This window comes from Halorussus caseinilyticus, from assembly GCF_029338395.1.
Taxonomy (GTDB): Archaea; Halobacteriota; Halobacteria; order Halobacteriales; family Haladaptataceae; genus Halorussus; species Halorussus caseinilyticus.
This window is the reverse complement of sequence record NZ_CP119809.1, coordinates 1975151-1992243: the sequence shown is the minus strand read 5'-3', so window position 1 is coordinate 1992243 and position 17093 is coordinate 1975151. Positions and strand designations below refer to the sequence as shown.

Annotated in this window: 14 protein-coding genes; 9 read left to right on the top strand and 5 right to left on the bottom strand. The window is 66.6% G+C overall.

The features are described 5' to 3' along the window. Positions 1–72: 72 nt before the first annotated feature. From P2T60_RS09935 to P2T60_RS09910, 6 genes are all read left to right on the top strand, one after another. The gene (locus P2T60_RS09935; protein ID WP_276279089.1) at positions 73–1404 is read left to right on the top strand and encodes an aminotransferase class III-fold pyridoxal phosphate-dependent enzyme; all 1332 of its coding nucleotides are present in this window, start codon (positions 73–75) and stop codon (positions 1402–1404) included. Positions 1405–1876: 472 nt separating this feature from the next. After that, on the top strand, positions 1877–2335 hold the full coding sequence (locus tag P2T60_RS09930) for a hypothetical protein (RefSeq protein ID WP_276279088.1): 459 nt from the start codon (positions 1877–1879) through the stop codon (positions 2333–2335). An 86-nt stretch (positions 2336–2421) separates the two neighbouring features. Next, positions 2422–3615 carry an alanyl-tRNA editing protein gene (locus P2T60_RS09925; RefSeq protein WP_276279087.1) on the top strand — a complete coding sequence of 398 codons (1194 nt, stop codon included), beginning with the start codon at positions 2422–2424 and terminating at the stop codon, positions 3613–3615. A gap of 294 nt (positions 3616–3909) precedes the next feature. Next, entirely contained in the window at positions 3910–7638 is a 3729-nt protein-coding gene (locus tag P2T60_RS09920) for a PAS domain-containing protein (protein ID WP_276279086.1), read from the top strand. A gap of 71 nt (positions 7639–7709) precedes the next feature. Further along, positions 7710–8837, top strand: a complete 1128-nt coding sequence (locus tag P2T60_RS09915) for an acyl-CoA dehydrogenase family protein (RefSeq protein ID WP_276279085.1) — start codon at positions 7710–7712, stop codon at positions 8835–8837. Positions 8838–8909: 72 nt separating this feature from the next. Further along, positions 8910–9446 (top strand): HAD family hydrolase, encoded by a 537-nt coding sequence (locus tag P2T60_RS09910; RefSeq protein ID WP_276279084.1) that lies wholly within the window; start codon positions 8910–8912, stop codon positions 9444–9446. A 387-nt stretch (positions 9447–9833) separates the two neighbouring features. On the opposite strand, the gene P2T60_RS09905 is transcribed toward P2T60_RS09910, so the two are convergent. Continuing rightward, complete coding sequence (locus P2T60_RS09905; protein ID WP_276279083.1) at positions 9834–10073, bottom strand: DUF5822 domain-containing protein; 240 nt, start codon at positions 10071–10073, stop codon at positions 9834–9836. A 107-nt stretch (positions 10074–10180) separates the two neighbouring features. Here P2T60_RS09905 and panB point away from each other — a divergent pair, with 107 nt between their 5' ends. Continuing rightward, on the top strand, positions 10181–10996 hold the full coding sequence (gene panB, locus P2T60_RS09900) for a 3-methyl-2-oxobutanoate hydroxymethyltransferase (protein ID WP_276279082.1): 816 nt from the start codon (positions 10181–10183) through the stop codon (positions 10994–10996). Here panB and P2T60_RS09895 read toward each other — a convergent pair. Together P2T60_RS09895 and P2T60_RS09890 are read right to left on the bottom strand one after the other, a co-directional pair. Continuing rightward, a complete protein-coding gene (locus P2T60_RS09895) occupies positions 10990–11562 on the bottom strand; it encodes a hypothetical protein (RefSeq protein ID WP_276279081.1) in 573 nt (190 codons plus the stop codon). The two genes, panB and P2T60_RS09895, sit on opposite strands and share 7 nt — an antisense overlap. 554 nt (positions 11563–12116) lie before the next feature. Then, on the bottom strand, positions 12117–12896 hold the full coding sequence (locus tag P2T60_RS09890; RefSeq protein ID WP_276279080.1) for an alpha/beta fold hydrolase: 780 nt from the start codon (positions 12894–12896) through the stop codon (positions 12117–12119). A gap of 152 nt (positions 12897–13048) precedes the next feature. On the opposite strand from P2T60_RS09890, the gene P2T60_RS09885 reads away from it, so the two are divergent. Further along, positions 13049–13294: a DUF7127 family protein gene (locus P2T60_RS09885; protein WP_276279079.1), complete on the top strand. Its 246-nt coding sequence runs from the start codon at positions 13049–13051 to the stop codon at positions 13292–13294. After that, a complete protein-coding gene (locus P2T60_RS09880) occupies positions 13291–15552 on the top strand; it encodes a CDC48 family AAA ATPase (RefSeq protein WP_276279078.1) in 2262 nt (753 codons plus the stop codon). The genes P2T60_RS09885 and P2T60_RS09880 overlap by 4 nt, the downstream gene beginning before the upstream one ends. A gap of 184 nt (positions 15553–15736) precedes the next feature. Here P2T60_RS09880 and P2T60_RS09875 read toward each other — a convergent pair whose 3' ends face one another. After that, positions 15737–15982: a hypothetical protein gene (locus tag P2T60_RS09875; protein WP_276279077.1), complete on the bottom strand. Its 246-nt coding sequence runs from the start codon at positions 15980–15982 to the stop codon at positions 15737–15739. A gap of 1 nt (position 15983) precedes the next feature. Then, positions 15984–17000, bottom strand: a complete 1017-nt coding sequence (locus tag P2T60_RS09870; RefSeq protein WP_276279076.1) for a sodium:calcium antiporter — start codon at positions 16998–17000, stop codon at positions 15984–15986. Positions 17001–17093: the final 93 nt, after the last annotated feature.

Genomic DNA, 17093 nt, shown 5'->3' with positions numbered 1-17093 from the left:
AAACTGTTGCAAGTATTGCCCGAAGCGCAACAAACCAATTCAATTAAAGGGTGCCTCTCCATACCCCGTGTCATGGACCGAGATACCGTAGAGCCAGCGGTCGATGGCATGCCCGGAGAGCGTGCCCAAGAGTGGGCCGACTACCACCACCAGTTCTCCGCACCGAGTACCTACGTCTACGACTTCGTGTGGGACTTCACCGAGGAGGCGGCGGGTCCCTTCTGTACCGACGTGGACGGCAACGTCCTGATGGACTTCACCAGCCACGTCGCCGCCGCGCCGCTCGGGTACAACAATCCGAAGATTATGGAGAAGTTCGAGGAGTTCGACCTCGTGGACCCGACCAAAATCGCGGGGCAGGACTTCTACGCCGCGGGTGGCTGGCCGCCCGAGGAACCCGAACTGCCGGGTCCGACCCAACTCATGGACCGCCTGACCGACCTCACCAGCCACTACGACATGGACACCGTGTTCCTGTCTAACTCGGGCGCGGAGGCCGTCGAGAACGCCATCAAAATCTGCTACGCGCAGGGCGGCCACCGCGCGTTCACCTTCGACGGCGCGTTCCACGGCCGGACGCTCGGCGCGCTCAGCCTCAATCGCTCGAAGGTCAACCACCGGAAGGGCTACCCCGAAGTCGGCGGCGTGGTCTCGGTTCCCTACCCCTCGACGGAGGAAGCCTACCGGACGAAGTGGCTGACCGACGGACCCGGTGGCAACGTCGTCGCGGACAAACTCGACCCCGAACAGGGCGTCATCGACCCCGACGAGGTGGCCTACATCATCCTCGAACCCGTGCAGGGCGAGGGTGGCTACCGGACGCCCCACGGCGAGTTCGTCGCCGACCTCGCCGAGATTCGAGAGCGGTTCGACGTGAACGTCATTAGCGACGAGATTCAGGCCGGGATGGGACGGACCGGCGAGATGTGGGGCGTGGACCACCTCGACCTCGAACCCGACGTGATTACCTCGGCGAAGGGGCTTCGCGCGGGTGCGACCGTCGCCAACTCCGAGATGTTCCCCAAGGAGAAGGCCCGCCTCTCCTCTACGTGGGGCGCGGGCAAAATCGTGGACTCGATGCAGGGCGTGTTCACCATCGACGCCATCCACGAGTACGACCTGCTGGAGAACGTCGCGGAGCGCGGCCGTCAGATGACCGAACTCCTCGAAGACGCCGACCTCCCGAACGTCGTGGACGTGCGGGGTCGCGGCCTGATGCTCGCGGTGGAGTTCGACACGAAGGAACGCCGCGAAGCGGTCGTGAAGGCCGCCCTGAAGCGCGGCCTGCTCACCCTCGGATGCGGCTACAAGACCCTGCGCCTCCTGCCGCCGCTCGACGTGACCGCGCGCGAAATCGAACTCGGCTTCGACCTGTTCCGCGCGGCGGTCGAAGACGTGGCCTGAGCGAGTTCTGTCTCGCCTTCGCGGGTATTTTTCGGAGTTTTCGCCGGACTGTCGTCGGTGAGTCGGTGAGAGGTCTCTGGCGACGACCGCGAGAACCGGCGAGAGGTCTCTGGCAACGTCTGTGGGAATCGGCGAGAGGTCTGTGGGAATCGGCGAGAGGTCTGTGGGAATCGGCGAGAGGTCTGTGGGAATCTGCGAGACGCTAGCTTCAGTCTTGAACCCATCAAGACCGCACAGCACCGCACCGCAACCGCCACCGCACAGCACCGCGCCCCGAACCTCCCCGCGTGCGTCTGCGCTCGCGCGGAACCGCGAGCGCGAGCGCAGACGCGGCGCATCCCGTGGATTGTGAAGATTCGCGCATCCCGTGGACTGTGGGACCTCGTGCGTCCCGTGGACTGGGAGGATTCGCGCCCCGCGGTCCCGGTTCCCCGCGAGAAGATTGATAACGCCCATCGCCGATACCACGGACATGTATCAACTCAGCGACTCGCTCCGCGAGGAGTCCTCGCTGGCGGCCCGACTCCTCGGTGCGATTCGGAGTCGCGCCGCGGGCGTCCTCGGGGTCGTCGCAGTGCTGGTCGTCGTCGCGCTCCCCGACCCGCTTCCCGCCTACCCCGCGGGGGCCTACGCGCTCGTCGGGATTGCGGAGGGCGTCGGACTCGCAGTCGCGGCCGAGAACCTCGTGTGGCGGCCAGCGAAGGGGTTCGACTTCGGGCGCGCGAGCAGGCGCGTCGGCGGCGTGGCCGGGACCGCGGCGGTGTTCGTCGTCGCCATGGCCGCGCTCGGGGTCGAACTCGGCCCGCGCGACCGGGCGCTGTTGGCCGGGTTCCTGCTGTCGGGACCGGGTGCGATAGCCGCTATCGACTACCTCAAGGCGCGAGCGCAGGCCGACCTGCTCGCGGGCGACTCCGCGGCCGACTGCGGATGAGGTTCGAGACGAGTCGGCAGTCCATCGGCGCGTCAGCATCCCCGCCAACGTGAGCTTTTAGTCCGCCCGCCGTCTTCCGACACGATATGAGTCAACTCGCGGCACAGTCCCCCGACGTGCGGCGCTTCGAGGCGACCGTAGCGGACGTGGACGGCCGAGCGGTCGTGTTGGACGAGACGTACTTCTACGCCGAGAGCGGCGGCCAACCCGCCGACCGGGGCACCCTCGGCGGCGTCACGGTCGAGAACGTACAGAAGCGCGACGGCCGGACCGTCCACCACCTCGCGGCCGAACCGGACTTCGCGGCGGGCGAGAGCGTCACGGCCGAAATCGACGACGACTTCCGGACCTACTGCATGCGCGCCCACTCCGCCAGCCACGTTCTCTACGGCGCGGGCCGCAAGATTCTGGACGAGTTGGGCTACGGCGGGTTCGACATCGGCGAGCGGAAGGTCCGGGTGGACTTCACCACCGCGACCGACATCACCGACGAGACGCTGGCGGAACTGGAGCGCCTGACCAACCGCGCGGTGTGGGACTCGCTGGACGTGTCGTGGGAGGAGGTGCCCGAAGCGGAGGCCCGAGAGCGCGAGGAAGTCGCGTTCAACACCAAAACCGAGGAGGGCGTGATGAGCGAGTCGGACGCCGTGCGCGTCGTCACCGTCGCCGACTGGGACTGGGCGGCCTGCGGGGGCACCCACGTCTCGAACACGAGCGAAATCGGTCCCGTCACGGTCCTCGGCCGGTCGAACCCCGGCGAGGGCCTGACCCGCGTGGAGTTCGCCGTCGGGCCGACGGCCATCCGGCGGCGCGCCGCGGACGTGCGCGCCGCGCGGGAGGCCGCCACGACCCTCGACGTGGGCGTCTCGGAACTCCCCGAGGCCGCCCAGCGAGTCAGCGAGCAGGTCGAGACGCTGGAGGCCGACCTGAACGACGCGAAAGAGGAAGTCCTGAACGCGCGACTCGCCGAACTCCGCGAGGACCCCCTCGAACGCGACGGCGGCGAGTGGCTAGTCGGCACGGTGTCGGGGTTCGGCCCGAACGAAGTCGCGGACCGCGCCCGCGAACTCGCCGGTGACGCGGCCGACGCGGTGGTCCTCTCGGGCGAGGACGGCGCGACGTTCGTGGTTGCCGCGACCGGCGGGAGTCCGGACGCGGGCGACGTGGTTGACGACGTGACCGACGCCTTCGGCGGCGGTGGCGGCGGCAGTCCGACGTTCGCGCAGGGCGGCGGGTTGGACGCGAGTCCGGAGGAAGTCGTCGCCTTCCTCCGCAAGTGAGAAAGACAACTATAGATTGCTTTTAGAATTATCTTATTTGTCTAAAGAAAGGTGGGAATAGCCGTCAACCGCGGTATGGGCGGCGTCTGCGCTCGCTTCGCTCGCGCAGACCCGACAGACGCCGGCCGTCCGCCGAGTCGTCGGGGACGACGCGGCTTCCCGGTCGCGCTCGTCGCCACGTTCCGGTCCGAGGGTCCTCGGGCCGCCTCGTACCTCTGGAAGAGAACGACCCCGCCGTCCCGTAAAAACCGTGACCACATGAAGACTTATTCCACTAGATTCACTATCAGTCTTATGAGCGAGCGGGCAGAGGCCTCCGACGCCGACTTCTGGGGAGACGCCGACGAGACGGAGGCGCTTCAGCACTACCGGACTCTTCTGAACGCGGTAGACGACGGCATCTACCGTCTCGACGCCGACGGGCGGTTCGTCGCCGTCAACGAGGTCCTCGTCGAGTTGTCGGGCTACCGGCGCGACGAACTGGTCGGCGAACACGTCTCGGTCCTTCTCGACGCCGACGACTGTACCACCATCGAACGCGAGATAGAGCGGCGTCTCGGAAGCGGCGGCGACCGGCTGAGTACGTTCGAGTTCCCCGTCCAGACCGCCGACGGCGAGCGGGTTCCCTGCGAACTGCGGTTGAACCTCCTCGTGGAGGACGACTCGTTTCGGGGGACGGTCGGAGTACTGCGCGACGTTTCCGAACGCAAGCGGACCGAACGGGAACTCGGCGAGCGCGAGCGACAACTCGAACGCGCCCGCGACCTGACCGACGAAATCCTCGAATCGAGTCCCGTCGGCGTCGTCGTCATCGACGCCGACGGGACGGTCACGCGGACGAACGAACGGGCCAGAGAGATACTCGGCGTCTCCGAGAGCGAGCGAGAGACCTACTCGGCCTCCGACAGACCCACCTACGACGAACGGGGTCGGCCGGTTCCGGTCGAGGAACACCCCTTCGCGCGGGCGCTGGAGACGGGCGAACCCGTCTACGACCGGGTGTTACAGGTCGAACACCCCGGCGGCGAACGCCGATGGCTGTCGGTCAACGCCGAACCAATCCTGACCGGCGACGGCGAAATCGACCGAGTGGTGACGACCGGCGAGGACGTGACCGACATCAAGCGCCGCGAGCGCGAACTGGAGAGCGAACTCAGCGAGGTGTTCGGACGCGTCACCGACGCCTTCTACGCGCTTGACTCCGAGTGGCGGTTCACTCACGTCAACGACCGCGCCGAGGAGCTAATCGACTCCCGTGGCGAGGGACTCGTCGGCGAGTGCTTCTGGGAGGTGTTCGAGTGGGCCGCCGACTCGAAACTCGGCGAGCAGTACCGGACCGCGATGGAGACCCAAGAGCCGACTTCCTTCGAGTTCCATCACCCCGAACCGGGCGAACTATGGTACGAAGTCCGCGCCTACCCCTCCGAGACGGGGCTGTCGGTGTACTTTCAGGACGTGACCGAGCGCAAGCGCCGCGAGCGCGCACTCGAAGAGAGCGAGCATCGCTACCGGACGCTCGTGGAGAACTTCCCGAACGGTGCCGTGGCGCTGGTGGACGAGGACCTCCGGTACGTCACCTTCGGCGGCGAACCCATCGTAGACGACGCCACGGTCGAGGGGTTGGAAGCCGAGCGCGTCCGCGACGCCCTCCCGACGGAGTTGGCCGACGAACTCGTGCCGCGCTACGAGTCCGCACTCGACGGCGAGCGGAGTTCGTTCGAGACCGAGGTCGGCGACGACGTGTTTCAGATTCACTTCGTCCCGGTCCGGGACGACGGCGGCGAAGTCTTCGCGGCGCTCGGGATGTCCCAGAACGTCACCGACCATCGGGAGAACCAGCGGAAACTCGAAGAGAGCGAGCGCCGCTACCGGACTCTCGCCGAGAACTTCCCGAACGGCATCGTGACGCTGTTCGACCACGACTTGGAGTACACGCTCGCGGCGGGCCAAGCGTTCGACGAGTTCCCCGTCGAACCGGAGGACGTGGAAGGGAAGTCGTTCCGCGAGGTGTGGGGCGACGAGGCCGCCGACACGCTCGAACCCGCGTTCGAAGCAACGTTAGACGGCGAACAGCGGTCGGTCGAAGTGGAGTACGCGGGACGAGATTGGCTGGTCCACGCGGTTCCCATCACCGACGAACGCGGAGACGTGTTCGCCGGGATGACCATGGCCCAAGACATCACCGAGCGCAAAGAACACGAGCAGTACCTCCGCGACGCCAAGTCGCAACTGGAGGCCGCGACCGAGGCCGGAGCGGTCGGGACGTGGGAGTGGCACATTCGAGAAGACGAGTTCGTCACGGGTGCCTCGTTCGCGCAGGTGTTCGGCGTGTCCCCCGAAGCGGCCCGCGATGGCGTCTCGCTAGACCGGTTCGTCTCGGCAGTCCACGAGGACGACCGCGAGCGAGTCGAGCGGAAGATAGCGGAGGCCGTCGACTCCGGCGGCGAGTACACCGAGGAGTACCGCGTCTGGAACGACGACGGCGAGTTACGGTGGGTCGTGGCCCGCGGACACGTCGAGTGCGACGAGGACGGGAACCCCGTCAAGTTCCCCGGTGCGCTGGCCGACATCACCGAACGAAAGCGGGCCGAGCGGGAACTCGAAGAACACAGAAAGCAACTCGAAACCCTCTTCGAGGTCCTCCCTGTCGGCGTTCTGGTCGCGGACCGCGACGGCCGACTCGTGGAAGCCAACGAAGCCGCGAGGGACATCTGGGGCGAAGAGTTGTTCGACGCCGAGAGCGTCACCGACTACGACCGGTTTCGCGGGTGGTGGGCCGACACCGGCGAACCCGTCGGTCCCGAAGAGTGGACCCTCGCGCGCGTCCTCGACGGCGAGGAGGTCACAGAGCCGGACATCTACGAAATCGAGACGGCCAGCGGGGAGCGCCGGACCGTCATGGTTCACGGGATGCCGGTCCGGGACTCGACCGGCGAGGTCACGCGCGCCGTCGCCACGATAACGGACATCACCGACCGCCGGGAGTACCAGCGCCAACTCGAAGAGTCCGAGCGCCGCTACCGAACTCTCGCCGAGAACTTCCCGAACGGTGCGGTCGGCGCGTACGACACGGACCTCCGGTACACGCTGACGCAGGGTGCCGCGCTGGGTAACGGACTTCCCGGCAGGGAGGCGCTCGAAGGCAACACCGTGAGCGAGGTGTTCCCTCCGGACACCGCGGCGGAACTCGAATCCCTGTTCGGGGGCGCAGTCGAGGACGGCGAGACCGATAGCATCACCATCGACTTCGGCGGCCGAACGTGGCAGTTGTGGGCGGCACCGCTCCGAGACGCGAGCGGCGACATCTTCGGCGGACTGAGTTTCACGCAGGACATCACCGAACAGGTCGACCGCGAGCAGAAACTCGAAGAGACCGTCGCGAAACTCGAAGAGTCGAACGAGCGACTCGAAAGCTTCGCCAGCATGCTCGCCCACGAACTCCGCAACCCCGTCACCATCGGCCAGATTTACGCTCAGCAACTCTCCGACGAGTCGGACCCGGAGGCGGTCGGCTACGTCACGGAGGCGTTCGACCGCATCGAGAACATGATAGACGTGATGCTGATTCTGACGCGGGGCCGGGAGGCGGTCGGCGAGAACAGTTCGCTCTCCCTTTCGGCCGTCGCGCGGGACGCGTGGGGGGGCGTGGACGCGCCCGACGCGAGACTCGAAGTCGAAGTCGATGCGGTCGTGGAAGCCGACGAGACGTACGTCCGCCACCTCTTCCGGAACCTGTTCGAGAACGCGGTCCAACACGGCGGTTGCGACGTGGCCGTCCGAGTTGGAGAGCTACCGGGCGGGTTCTACGTGGCAGACGACGGGTGCGGTATCCCGGCGGACGACCGGAACGCCGTGTTCGAGGCGGGATTCACCACCGCGGCCAGCGAGGGAGGAACCGGACTCGGACTGGCGTTCGTCGGCGAACTCGCCGAGGTGTACGACTGGTCGTACCGGGTCGTCGAGAGCGACGGCGGCGGGGCGCGCTTCGAGTTCCGGAACGTCGTTCCGTCCCCCGAGGGGTGACCGACGAGTAGCGTTCGGGACCCCCGCCGAGAACAGGCAACTTTTTCCACGCACTCCCCGACACGTCAGATATGAACCTCTCCGACGAGCAACGGGCCATCCGCGACGTGGTACGGGAGTTCGCAGTCGAGGAGATACGCCCGACCGCGGCCGAGTGCGACGAAGACCAGACGTTCCCCGAGGAAGTGTGGGATGGACTCGCCGACCTCGAAGTCACCGGCATGACCGTCCCCGAGGAGTACGGCGGACTCGACGTGGACCGACTCACCTACAGTCTGGTCAACGAGGAAGTCGCCTACGGGATGCTCTCGGTGGCGACTGCCCTCTCGGTCCACAGCCTCGCCACCTCCTGCATCGCGGAGTTCGGCGACGAGGACCAGAAAGAGCGGTGGCTTCCGGACATGACCGAGGGCCGCCCCGTGGGAGCGTTCGCGCTCTCGGAACCGCAGGCCGGGTCGAACCCCGCCGAGATGACCACCGAGGCGCGCAGGGAGGGCGACGAGTACGTCATCGACGGCAAGAAGCAGTGGATAACCAACGGCCAGCGCGCGGGCGTCGTCGTCCTGTTCGCCAAGACCGACCGCGAGGACCCTCGGTCCGTGACCCAGTTCGTCGTCCCGAAGGACGCCGATGGCTTGGAGGTCGGCAAGAAGGAAGACAAGTTGGGGCTTCGCGCGAGCGACACCACCTCGCTGATTTTCGACGACGTTCGCATCCCCGCGGAGAACCGCCTCACCGAGGAAGGGAAGGGTCTCTCGGCGGCGTTCCACATCCTGACCGGCGGGCGCATCGGCATCGCCAGCCAGTCGGTCGGACTGGCCCAGTCCGCGCTCGACGAGGCCGTCGCGTACGCACAGGACCGCGAGCAGTTCGACAAGCCCATCGCCGACATCCAGACCATCCGGCACAAGTTGGCCGACATGAAGACCCAACTGGAGGCCGCCCGCTTGCTGACGCGGGACGCCGCACGCCGCGAGGACCGCGGCGAGAACGTCGAGATGGCCGCGAGCATGGCGAAGTACTTCGCGAGCGAGGCCGCGGTGGACGTGACCAACGAGGCGGTCCAGATTCACGGCGGCTACGGCTACACCACCGACTTCGACGTGGAACGTCTCTACCGGGACTCGAAGATTACGACCATCTACGAGGGCACCTCCGAGATTCAGAAGAAGGTTATCGCCCGAAAGCTGTTGGAGTAGCGCCGAAGACGGCGCAGAGACCCATCTGGCGCGACCGACACGCCTTTTTCCGCGCTGGACCTACCGCGGAACGTGACCCGAGACGACGCGAGCGAAGTCGAGGCGGTCGTCTACGACTTGGACGGCACGCTGGTCCGCCTCGCCGTGGACTGGGAGGACGTGGAGCGACGACTGACCGAGTTGCTGGAGCGAGAGGGCGTGAACGCCGACCCGCTGAGCGCGTGGTCGTTGCTGGACGCCGCCGAGGACGCGGGAGTCGGCGACGAGGCCGACGAACTCGTCGCCGCGGCCGAGCGCGAGGGTGCCCGCGCGTCCGAGCGCCTGCCGCTGGCCGACGAACTCCTCGCTCGGGAGATTCCGGTGGGTGTCTGCTCGCTCAACCACGAGAGAGCGGTCCGCATCGCGCTCGACGCCCACGAACTCGCTGAGAGCGTCGAGAGCGTGGTCGGCCGGGGCACCGTCCCCGAGCGCAAACCGCACCCCCGCGCCCTGCTCGCGGCCGTCGAGCAGTTGGGCGTCGAACCCGAGCGCGTCCTGTTCGTCGGCGACTCGGCGAGCGACGAGGAGACCGCCGAGCGCGCCGGGACGAAGTTCGAGCGGGTCGAGTGAGGGGGGTCGAGCGATAGCCGCGGGCGCTCGGCCCGACAGACCACCGGAAACGGCCGGTGAACCAGACCGCGGTTTGGGTGGACGAAAGGGGCCGCCCGCTCGCGTTCAGTTCAGTCGTCTCAGCGACCCCTATCCGAGCGAGCGAAGCGAGCGAGGATATGTCGCTGAGCGGCCGTCTGCGGAGCGAAGCGACGCAGACCTCGGAAGTCGCACGCCCGCGCAACGCAGTGAGCAGGAACGTCTTCCGGTGGCGAGCGGGCGGGGGCTTTCTGAGACTTCTCGTCGGCGGTTCTGGCGGTTGGTGTCGCCTATTCAATGACGTAGAGCAGGCGGAGGCTTCCGAGGAAGACACCCCGTCTCCGTCGCCGGAAAACGATTTCGAGACGCTTACTCCTGATTCCGCTTGGCGTACAGAAACACGCCCACGGCCACGACGAACCACACCAGCGCCCCCACACGGACGGCGAACGACACCCGCGCCCCCCACGTCGGGAGCGAGACGCCCACGGCCAACGCGACGAGGGCGACGAGGGGCGCACCGGCGACGATGGTGACGACGAAGGTGGTCTGCATCACCCACCCGTAATCGACGCCCTCGGGGTCGTGAGTCTCGACTGGTTCGGGCACGTCCGAAAGGCGGGACGCTCGGGGCTTAAACGTTGCAGTCTCGGCCGGAATCTATCACGAACGAACGGAATCGAATACGTTTAACCGAGGGATGGAGAGTTCTCGATATGGCGACGACCGTTCAAGACCTCGCGGAGATGGCGGGAGACGAGGAGATTACGATGCTGACGGCGTACGACGCGCCGACCGCGGCAATCGTGGACGAGGGGGGCGTGGACCTCGTGCTGGTGGGCGACAGCATGGGGAACGCGGTGTTGGGTTACGACTCGACGCTCCCCGTGACCGTCGAGGAGACCCGGAGTCGGACCGCGGCGGTCGCGCGAGCGACCGACGACGCGATGGTGGTCGCGGACATGCCGTTTCTGAGCTACGGGGTAGACGAGAGCGAGGCAATCGAACACTGCGGGCGGATGCTCAAGGAGGCCGACGCCAACGCCGTGAAGTTAGAGAGCGGCCCCCACACCGTGGAGTTGACCGAGCGACTGGTGGAGTTGGGCATCCCGGTGATGGCCCACCTCGGCCTGACGCCCCAGCGAGTCAACCAACTCGGGGGCTACTTCCGGCAGGGAACCGACGAGGAGAGCGCCGGAGAGATGCTGGAACTGGCGAAGGCCCACGAGGAGGCAGGTGCCTTCTCGCTGGTGCTGGAACACGTCCCGTCGAACGTCGCGGCCCAGATTACCGACGCCATCGACATCCCGACCATCGGCATCGGCGCGGGACCGGACACCGACGGGCAGGTCCTCGTTCTGAACGACGTGTTCGGCATGAGCGAGCGGAGTCCGTCGTTCTCCGAGCAGTTCGGCGACGTGAGAAGCGAGATGGAGCGAGCGGTCGAAGGGTTCCGCGAGGCCGTCGAGTCCGGGGAGTTCCCGGCCGAGGAACACAGCTACGAGGAAGCCGAAATCGACGACATCTACTGAGTCGGCGCGTCCGCGCCGTCGAACAGCACCGCCGCGAGGACCGCACCGCCGACGCCCGCCATCGCCTCGCCGGGCGTGAGAAATCCGGACGGACGCGCCGGAGCGACCAGAAGCAGGACGCCGACGGCGGTGGCAACGGTTCCGGCCCCGAGCAGTTTCGCCAGCGCGTGCGGTCCCGAGAGTCGGTCGGCGAGCAGTTCGTAGACGCCCAGCGTCGTGAACCCCGCGACCCCGGCGACGACCGCGGGCCAGTAGGCGGGCGGCGACGAGACGGCCGCGAAGAGGTCCGTCGTCGCGTCTATCGCCGGGACGACCAGATTGACCACCGCGGTCGTCACCGCGGCGAGTAGCGCGAGAAAGCCGTCGGCCGACAGCGACGACCCCGGCGGGAGCAGGCCGACGAAACTCCGGTAAGCGACCACCGACCCGACCAACGGAAGCGCCACGGTCACCGGCGTCACCCCGTCGGTGTACACCGTCGCGGCCATGCCGTGCCCGAGGAACGCCACGCCGAGGGCGAACAGCGCCAGCGCGTAGGCGTAGCGCTCGTGTCTCGCGTAGTTCATATCACCTCGCGCTCACGCTGGGGCAATGAAGGTTCCGTCGTGGCTTTGAAAAGGTATAGATTGCTTTGAGCAGTTTTTCTGTTTCTTTTAGCAATGTAAAGTTAGTTTTGTCGCGGGGTCGAGGCGGGACCGCACGGCACCGTACAGCACCGCTCTGCACCGCAGACGGAGCGACGATTCGCGGAAACTAGCTTCAGGTTTGCGCCAATCAGGGCCACAACCGCACCGCGAACACGAGAAGTCGGTGAAGGCTAGCTTCAGGCTTGAACCAATCATACCGCACCGCACAGCACCGCGACGGCCACGTCCTCCCCAACCGACTCCCTCGTTCCCTTCGGTCACTCGGTCGTCCACCGTCGGAAGCGAGTTCCGACGAGCCTGCGCTCACGTTCGTTCGCGCAGACCTCGCGCGGGCGCGGCGCACGAGAGCGCCGCGCCCTCGCGCGCCGGGTGTCGGTGGTGGTTCGGTCGGGTGTCGGTGGTGGTTCGGTCGGGTGTCGGTGGTGGTTCGGTCGGGTGATGTCGGTGGTGGTTCGGTCGTCGCCGACACCGGTTCAGACGCCCGTCTCGTCCAGAAAGTCCACGATTGCGGCGTTGAACCCCTCCGGTTCCTCCAGCATGGCGAGGTGGGCCGCGCCGAGGACCTCCCGGTAGCGTCCGTCGGGAACCGCCTCGGCCAACTGCTCGTGGTACTCCGGCGGCGTCAGGTGGTCGTATTCGCCGACGAGAGCGAGCGTCGGCACGCCAACGTCGCCGAGTCGGTCCCGAACGTCGAAGACGTGGCAGGTCTCGAAGTCCCGGCGAGTGACGCGCTGGCCGACCGCCCGCATCGTCTCGGTCGAGAGTTGGACGTACCGCGAGTCGGCGTCGTGAAAGAGGCGGTCCGGGCCGTGGAGGAACTCGACCGCGCGCTCGAAGTCCGATTCGAGCCATCCCCGGAGGTCGTCCAGTACGGGAAGTTTCGCGCCCGTTCCCGCGAGGACGAGGGCCTCGAAGTCGTGGTCGCGTTCGATGGCGACGTGGAGCGCAATCGCGCCGCCGAGCGAGTTGCCGACCAGCACGTCCGCGTCCGTCTCGTCGGCGACCGCCAACACGTCGTCGGCGTAGGCCGAGATAGTCTCCCAACCGGGGTCGGCCTCGAAGTCCTCGGAGTCACCGTGCCCGCTCAGGTCGAGTGCGACGACCGGCCGCCGACTCGCCAGTCGGCCGAGTTGGGACTTCCAGACTTCGTGCGTGCCGCCCGACCCGTGGACCGCGAGTAGTGGTGACCCCTCGCCGCCGCGGTCGGCGGCTCGATAGGCCGTGGTCCGTCCGTGGTGCGTGACCCGTTGCATGCCGAGACAAACGTGTGCGCGAGACAAAAACCTCCGGTCGCGCCACGGTCCGAACCGCAATTCAGCTTGTCCTGAGGAACCCCGACGCCATACCGCGATTTTCAGGAGAAAGATTTAAGTACTAGAAACACTAACCTGTAGTTAGCACCAAAATGTCACTGAAACACATCGCCGACCGCGACGACGTGTTCGCCCGCCGATACGTCTACGACGACGAGGAGGTCCTCGTGGCCGACCTCGGCGTCGGAAACGACGCTACCGTGGACGTTCTGGACGACGCCGCCATCGTCGTCTTCGAGGACGACGACGAGGCGCGCCAAATCGAACTCCAACTGCCCGAAAGCGGGGCGGAAGCGTTTATCACCAACGGCGTCCTCACTATCGAGGTGGGACTATGAAGCTAACTGTCAAGCCGTTGAAACAGAAGGACGCCGGTCGCGGACTGGCCGCCATCGACCGCCAGTCGATGCACGACCTCGGCGTCGAAAACGGCGACTACATCGTCATCGAGGGGAAGAATCAGGGTCGGGCAGTCGCTCGCGTCTGGCCGGGCTACCCCGAAGACGAGGGCCGGGGGGTCGTCCGCATCGACGGACAACTGCGACAGGAGGCGAGCGTCGGAATCGACGACAAAGTTACCATCGAGAAGGCCGACGTGAAGCCCGCGAACTCCGTCACCATCGCGCTCCCGCAGAACCTCCAGATTCGGGGCGACATCACCCCGCACGTCCGGGACAAACTCAGCGGACAGGCCATCACGCAGGGCCAGAACGTCCCGTTCGGATTCGGGTTGATGGGGATGGGTTCGGGTCAGTCCATCCCGCTGAAGGTCGCCAGCACCGACCCCGAGGGAACGGTGGTCGTGACCGACTCGACCAACATCAACATCAGCGAACGCGCCGCCGAGGAAATCGCGCAGGGCGGCGCTGGCGGCGAGGGCACGCCCAGCGTGACCTACGAGGACATCGGCGGACTCGAAAGCGAACTCGAACAGGTTCGGGAGATGATAGAGTTGCCGATGCGCCACCCCGAACTGTTCAGTCGTCTCGGCATCGACCCGCCGAAGGGCGTCCTGCTCCACGGCCCGCCGGGGACCGGCAAGACCCTGATGGCGAAGGCCGTCGCCAACGAAATCGACGCCCACTTCCAGACCATCTCGGGTCCCGAAATCATGTCGAAGTACTACGGGGAGTCCGAGGAGAAACTCCGTGAGGTGTTCGAGGAGGCCGAGCAGAACGCTCCGGCAATCATCTTCATCGACGAGTTGGACTCCATCGCGCCCAAGCGCGAGGAGGCCGGTGGTGACGTGGAACGCCGCGTCGTCGCGCAACTCCTCTCGCTGATGGACGGTCTCGAATCCCGCGGCGAGGTCACGGTCATCGCGGCGACCAACCGCGTGGACGCCGTGGACCAAGCCCTGCGTCGGCCGGGACGGTTCGACCGCGAAATCGAAATCGGCGTGCCGGACCGCGAGGGCCGCCTCGAAATCATGCAGGTCCACACCCGCGGGATGCCCCTCGCGGACGGCGTGGACTTAGAGGAGTACGCCGACAACACCCACGGCTTCGTCGGCGCTGACCTCGAAAATCTGGCGAAAGAGGGCGCGATGAACGCCCTCCGGCGTATCCGGCCCGAAATCGACCTCGAATCCGAGGAGATTCCGGCCGACGTGCTGGAGTCGCTGAAAGTCACCGAGAAGGACTTCAAAGAGGCGCTGAAGGGCATCGAACCCTCGGCGCTCCGCGAGGTGTTCGTGGAAGTCCCCGACGTGACGTGGCAGGATGTCGGCGGACTCGAAGACACCAAAGAGCGCCTCCGGGAGACCATCCAGTGGCCGCTTGACTACCCCGAGGTGTTCGAGGCCCTCGACATGCAGGCCGCCAAGGGCGTGCTGATGTACGGCCCGCCGGGGACCGGCAAGACCCTGATGGCGAAGGCCGTCGCCAACGAGAGCGACAGCAACTTCATCTCGATTAAGGGGCCGGAACTCCTGTCGAAGTGGGTCGGCGAGTCCGAGAAGGGCGTCCGCGAGGTGTTCAGCAAGGCCCGCGAGAACGCCCCGACGGTGGTGTTCTTCGACGAGATAGACTCCATCGCCACCGAACGCGGGAGCGGACAGGGCGGCGGGTCGCAGGTCAGCGAACGGGTCGTCTCCCAACTGCTGACCGAACTCGACGGTCTGGAAGAACTCGAAGATGTCGTGGTCATCGCCACCTCGAACCGGCCCGACCTCATCGACTCGGCGCTCCTGCGCCCCGGTCGGTTGGACCGCCACGTCCACGTGCCGGTGCCCGACGAGGACGCCCGCCGCGCAATCTTCGAGGTCCACACCCGGAACAAGCCGGTCGCCGACGACGTTGACCTCAACTGGTTGGCGGGCGAGACTGGAGGCTACGTCGGCGCGGACATCGAAGCAGTCACCCGCGAAGCGTCGATGGCGGCCTCTCGGGAGTTCATCCAGAGCGTGGACCCCGAGGAAATCGGCGAGAGCGTCGGTAACGTCCGCATCGGCAAGGAACACTTCGAGCAAGCACTCGACGAAGTGACGCCCAGCGTCACCGAGGAGACCAAGGAACGCTACGAGGAAATCGAAGAGCAGTTCGACACGGCCGAACCCGAGACCGGCGAGGACCAACTGGGTCGGACCTTCCAATGAAAAACGCGTCGTCACCCTCGGCCACGCGCCTGCGGCGCGTGACTTCGAGGATTCCTCGGTCCGCTCGCTCGGTCGCTTCGCTCCCTCACTCGCGGTGGATTGCGGTATCCTCCCGCGGCTTGCGGTACGCTCCCGCGGACGGACCCGCCGAGCCAAGCGCGTCGGTTGCTGATTTTTCGGTTCGTCAGTCCAGAATCGCCGAGAAACCCCACAGGTCCCCCTCGAAGTAGCTGTGACTCTCGAAGCGGTACTCGCCCGACAGCGGACACAGCGCGTCGCCCGCGGGGGCCGCGAGCAGGGCGTAGGTCTCCGCCGGCGTCTCGCCGGGCGCGAGTCGTCGCGGGGCCGAACAGCCAGCGAGCGCGAGCGAGAGCGTCGTTCCGGCGGTTCGGAGGACGCGGCGACGGCGACGGGAACGCTCGGGCGGCATCTCAGGCCCCCGGAACCAACCCCGTCACGTCCAGCGTCTCCAAGACCATCCAGACGATGAAGACGCCGTAGAAGGCGAGCAGAGCGTATGACTCACCCGTCGAGAGCGCAAGTTCCGTCCGGAGGAAGCCGAAGACGACCATCGTGGCGAGGGTCAGAAAGCCCATCATCGGGACCGCGACGGCGAAGTCGATGGGCGCGGTTCCGGCGACGAGGATGCCCGCCGGAACCGCCACCAGCAGGTCGAAGACGTTGCTCCCGAGGACGTTGGCGAGACTCGTCACGCCCTCGTCGTCTCTGGCGGCCCGGACGCTGACGAGCGTGTCCGGGAGACTGGTTCCGGCGGCGATGACGGTCAGTCCCCAGACGAAACTCGGCGTGTCGAACACCTCGCCGAACCCGAGGGCCGCGTGGACCAGACCCTCGACTGCGCCAGCGATGAGGACGAGGCTGACCGCGAGAAACGCCCACTCCTTCAGGGGTTCTACGTCGCCGGGCGCGGCCTCGGCGTCGTGGTCCATCGTGTCCTGATACTGGGTGAACACGTAGACGGCGTAGAAGCCCACCGGAATCAGCGCGAGTCGGCGGGTGACGGACCCGCCGAGTCGCATCCCCTCGACGGGGTTGTAGATGACCGCCAGCGCGAAGGTGATGACCAACACCGACACCGAAATCATGTAGAACTGGGCTTCCTTGTACACCAGCGTCCGGTCGGCCTCCACGCCGTCGCCGAGGATGCCCGACAGCGCGGGGATGACCAGCAGGTTGAAGATTGCCGACCCGACGATGGCGCTCACGCCGAGGTCGAACTCGCCGTGAATCCACGTCGAGATGACCGCGCTCGACAGTTCCGGGAAACTCGACCCCACCGCGACGACGACTGCGCCCTGCACGACGGCGGGCAGACCGTAGTAGACCGAGAGATTCTCGGCCGCGCGTTCGAGCAGTCCGCTGGCTTTCCAGATAACCGCGGTTGCGACCACTGCGACGACCGCGTACTCCAGAATCGGCGTAACCATTCGGGTAGGTGGTGTCGCCCGCCGGACTTAAATCGGCAGGGGAACGCTTCCGCGAAGCGCGGTCCGGTTTTGACAAAGGCGAGCATATATCTA

Excerpts from the sequence above, each read along its gene's own strand:
- P2T60_RS09890 (WP_276279080.1), bottom strand. The coding sequence starts at position 12,896 with ATGCAACGGGTCACGCACCACGGACGGACCACGGCCTATCGAGCCGCC.
- P2T60_RS09925 (WP_276279087.1), top strand. The coding sequence starts at position 2,422 with ATGAGTCAACTCGCGGCACAGTCCCCCGACGTGCGGCGCTTCGAGGCG.
- P2T60_RS09875 (WP_276279077.1), bottom strand. The coding sequence starts at position 15,982 with ATGCCGCCCGAGCGTTCCCGTCGCCGTCGCCGCGTCCTCCGAACCGCC.
- P2T60_RS09935 (WP_276279089.1), top strand. The coding sequence starts at position 73 with ATGGACCGAGATACCGTAGAGCCAGCGGTCGATGGCATGCCCGGAGAG.
- P2T60_RS09870 (WP_276279076.1), bottom strand. The coding sequence starts at position 17,000 with ATGGTTACGCCGATTCTGGAGTACGCGGTCGTCGCAGTGGTCGCAACC.
- P2T60_RS09920 (WP_276279086.1), top strand. The coding sequence starts at position 3,910 with ATGAGCGAGCGGGCAGAGGCCTCCGACGCCGACTTCTGGGGAGACGCC.
- P2T60_RS09895 (WP_276279081.1), bottom strand. The coding sequence starts at position 11,562 with ATGAACTACGCGAGACACGAGCGCTACGCCTACGCGCTGGCGCTGTTC.
- P2T60_RS09885 (WP_276279079.1), top strand. The coding sequence starts at position 13,049 with ATGTCACTGAAACACATCGCCGACCGCGACGACGTGTTCGCCCGCCGA.
- panB (WP_276279082.1), top strand. The coding sequence starts at position 10,181 with ATGGCGACGACCGTTCAAGACCTCGCGGAGATGGCGGGAGACGAGGAG.
- P2T60_RS09930 (WP_276279088.1), top strand. The coding sequence starts at position 1,877 with ATGTATCAACTCAGCGACTCGCTCCGCGAGGAGTCCTCGCTGGCGGCC.
- P2T60_RS09915 (WP_276279085.1), top strand. The coding sequence starts at position 7,710 with ATGAACCTCTCCGACGAGCAACGGGCCATCCGCGACGTGGTACGGGAG.
- P2T60_RS09880 (WP_276279078.1), top strand. The coding sequence starts at position 13,291 with ATGAAGCTAACTGTCAAGCCGTTGAAACAGAAGGACGCCGGTCGCGGA.